Raw genomic sequence first — 2819 nt, forward strand, 5'->3', positions numbered from 1 at the left:
GGGTTAACGCCAAATGAGTCAGAACGTTTATATTGGAATGACTCTAAAACCGTGGCCAATTTTACTTGACCACTACAGTCCTAATTTAGCATTTCATGGATTAATTTAGGTATCACAAACGTCAATCGAGTGGTCACTTTACGCAACCACTACACCTGTATTTGCATCTTTTATGTAACTACCAGAGGTTTGAATTCTAAATCAAAGTTAAGGCTATGAACTTCCGCTTGATAAATATCTTTTTTCAAATTCTGAAATTTAGCCAATCGATCGGTGTCACTCAAAATTGACTCAACTTGTTCATTTCTCATCTTAGCGCCTAGATATAGCCCTGTAACGCAATCTGGCTTAATGTCCACAAACTGCAAATATTCCGTGCGCATAGGAAAACCACTCTGTAAAAACATTTCGAGGTGTGATTCACATTCCTTGTGTTTGGCCGCTTTTTTAAGAATGTGCTCTGGCGGTACAACAATATAGTTCGTACCTCCGACAGAATCTGACTCGATCGGTATGTCAAATAAAGCCATTGTCTCTCTAGAGAGTTTGTCATCTGGAACGTATGTCTTATTACAGTAATCCATGTTGACCAGAAATCGGTGCTCTTCCTCGTACATCCAGTCCTTTGACTTAATAAAGCCAAGCTGATCAACTATCTGTTCCCACAACTTATAACCATGCCCATCAATCATAGACAAATCTATACTTCGATTTTTTCGGTATCTGACCAAACCATATTGATAGTTATTGTCAGCAAGTTCTTGAAAAAAACCACGCTGGACAAGAGTTCTTGCATGACTTTGATTTTCTAAATCAAATGTAAACTCAACAACCCCACCTCTATGCTCATCTGCATAATGTGACCACATTAGTAAATTGTCGTGACACTCACTCAGTGCAATAATCCCTTTATTATAAGATAGCTTAAACTCTGCAAAGCTTTGATCGCCGCTAAGCAAACTCAATGCAGTTTCTGATGGCGCGTCACTGGTGACGAGCGATTCAACCAGCTCTAGATTTGGTTTCAATTCAAAAGGGTCATTCAGATGCTTCGTTCTGGTTGCCCTCAGCATTGGTTTTTTTAAAAAACTCTCGATATGAGGAGTGTACTTATACAATTTTATTTTCATTAACTCGCAACACTAAAGGCTATTTGTTTGATAAATAATTTTAAGGGCTTGGTAACGGACTACCGAAAAAATATAAGGGCGTCTATCGTTTGTACCTAGGCTAACGATTGTACCCAATATCAGGGTTGTTAGAGTCATACTGGCGAATAAGCTCAGCCTCTTTCTTATTGACCTCATCAGCACTGTCTGAGAAGAAAATGATTTCGCGAAGAATAGTCATACTCATCCTTTCTTCAATGAATTTAATCGAGCCACCCATCATAAAAAGGGCTATTTCACAACATGCCTATTCAGACGCTATAAACGTTGAATTAGTAGTAGGTAACTGTTTATTAATAACATAAAGTATCAATACGCTGATATTTATGCAACTAGGATAAGCGGACCCCCATAAGATTATGGCACTTTAACTAGTCGGCAATTTTTGCTGATATCTAGCAATCCATTCTAGAAGCTATGCTTACACCAAACAATAATACGTAACGATATGTACGTATTATTTGATGCTTTCCAATAGATTTTTTTATGGGGAACTCTGATTACCACAAAATAACTGAGTAATTGTACTAACGAGGAAAGGGGCATAAATGAACCAGCGAGATCTCGCTGACTCGAAAATGGACAGAAATGCGTTAGTGCAAAGGGTCTAAAAATGGATAGTGGGATTATTAAATGTATTGGTGTTAATTAAAGATTACACAGACTCCCATATATCTAAACCTTTGTGAACTCGCGCCGCTATTTACTATACAAAGGTATCATTCGGGCTTGTTCAACACTTAGGATAGGCTGCAGGTGCCCTATCCTTATTTGTATATTTAAAGCTATCAGCCGTATTCGATCTCACAAGAGCCACAATAATCAGTGCCAGCAGGTACAAACTGCCCACAACCTTTAATTCCACATTTTTCAGCAAGGGCTGGTTCTATTTTATTTTTATAAATGTATTCTTGTTTCTCCGATAAAGGCTTTTTTTCAACCCCTAATAATTGCCTAATAATTCCAGCTTCAGTTTCATTTACAATTTCCAGCTGATGTTCTAATGCAGCTTTTCTTTCATCATCCGCAAATCCTTGTGATGCTTTCAGAAATGGGTCTGTCATTGTTGACTCCTTAATTAACTGCCAGTATTAGTAATGATCAATGATAAATTAAACTCTTGAATATGAGAAACTTTATGCTGAACTTCTTTTTTCTGCTCCATGAGCTTCTAGCTGAGTTGAAGTGGAACAATAAATCTGGCCAATCGCTTAGAGATGGCAAACTCGTTTTTGGACATTTCCGAGTTACGATGAACAAGTGCACCTGAATTTTCTGATAACTTATTCTATGCCAAACACATCAATTGACTACAAAGTAGTGGCCAGTTTTGCTAAATCACTACACTTATTTTCTGTCTTTATGGTGCAAGCACTAACTGACTTTGTTGCAAACCCATTTGTTAGCAATAGGTTGTTATTTGGAAGGTTACTGTTGCAATTCCGTACTTATGTAATGGTAAATATACCTATTTGATTTTAGATATAAACATTAACAGGTTTTTGTTTTATTGAACATTAAACACTGTTATTTTGAGATTTTTATATTAGACAAAGAATAATAGATGACACAAGGAGGGTGTAACAGATTCTGTGTAACTGCAATTTAGTTAATATGCTTCACAATTCTGTCTTCGAACTCAATAATAAA

General features: G+C 36.8%; 2 protein-coding genes. Both read right to left on the reverse strand.

Annotated elements, in window-relative coordinates:
* Positions 1–170: 170 nt before the first annotated feature.
* A complete protein-coding gene (locus tag Q4533_RS19510) occupies positions 171–1130 on the reverse strand; it encodes a DUF2971 domain-containing protein (RefSeq protein WP_303503897.1) in 960 nt (319 codons plus the stop codon).
* 827 nt (positions 1131–1957) lie between these two features.
* The gene (locus Q4533_RS19515) at positions 1958–2233 is read right to left on the reverse strand and encodes a hypothetical protein (protein ID WP_303503899.1); all 276 of its coding nucleotides are present in this window, start codon (positions 2231–2233) and stop codon (positions 1958–1960) included.
* Between the last annotated feature and the right edge of the window lie 586 nt (positions 2234–2819).

The organism is Shewanella sp. 6_MG-2023 (genome assembly GCF_030547195.1).
GTDB lineage: Bacteria > Pseudomonadota > Gammaproteobacteria > Enterobacterales > Shewanellaceae > Shewanella.

Coding starts and splice junctions, on each gene's coding strand:
- Q4533_RS19515 (WP_303503899.1), bottom strand. CDS start 2,233: ATGACAGACCCATTTCTGAAAGCATCACAAGGATTTGCGGATGATGAA.
- Q4533_RS19510 (WP_303503897.1), bottom strand. CDS start 1,130: ATGAAAATAAAATTGTATAAGTACACTCCTCATATCGAGAGTTTTTTA.